This window comes from Streptomyces sp. NPDC059866 (assembly GCF_042731325.1).
Lineage (GTDB): Bacteria > Actinomycetota > Actinomycetes > Streptomycetales > Streptomycetaceae > Streptomyces > Streptomyces flavusporus.
Window position 1 is genome coordinate 1 of the sequence record NZ_JBHWJT010000124.1, and the last position, 755, is coordinate 755.

General features: G+C 54.0%; 1 rRNA gene (running past one end of the window). It reads right to left on the minus strand.

Annotated features, from left to right (window positions below):
• Positions 1-755 (minus strand): 23S ribosomal RNA (locus tag ACFV7R_RS46995); its annotated part runs 1,360 nt beyond the window's last position; the annotation flags it as partial.

The window sequence follows — 755 nt, forward strand, 5'->3', positions numbered from 1 at the left end:
CGATGCCTCCACCGAAGCTAGCGCTCCGGTTTCCAAGGCTCCTACCTATCCTGTACAAGCTGTACCAACATTCAATATCAGGCTGCAGTAAAGCTCCACGGGGTCTTTCCGTCCTGTCGCGGGTAACCTGCATCTTCACAGGTACTATAATTTCACCGAGTCTCTCGTTGAGACAGTGCCCAGATCGTTGCGCCTTTCGTGCGGGTCGGAACTTACCCGACAAGGAATTTCGCTACCTTAGGACCGTTATAGTTACGGCCGCCGTTTACTGGGGCTTCAATTCGCACCTTCGCTTACGCTAAGCGCTCCTCTTAACCTTCCAGCACCGGGCAGGCGTCAGCCCCTATACTTCGCCTTACGGCTTCGCAGAGACCTGTGTTTTTGCTAAACAGTCGCCTGGGCCTATTCACTGCGGCTCTCTCGGGCTTGCACCCTAACAGAGCACCCCTTCTCCCGAAGTTACGGGGTCATTTTGCCGAGTTCCTTAACGAGAGTTCTCTCGATCACCTTAGGATTCTCTCCTCGCCTACCTGTGTCGGTTTGCGGTACGGGCACCTCTCACCTCGCTAGAGGCTTTTCTTGGCAGTGTGGAATCAGGAACTTCGCTACTATATTTCGCTCGCCATCACAGCTCAGCCTTATGGGAAACGGATTTGCCTATTTCCCAGCCTAACTGCTTGGACGCGGATATCCAATACCGCGCTTACCGTATCCTACTGCGTCCCCCCATTGCTCAAATGGTGAGGAGGTGGTAC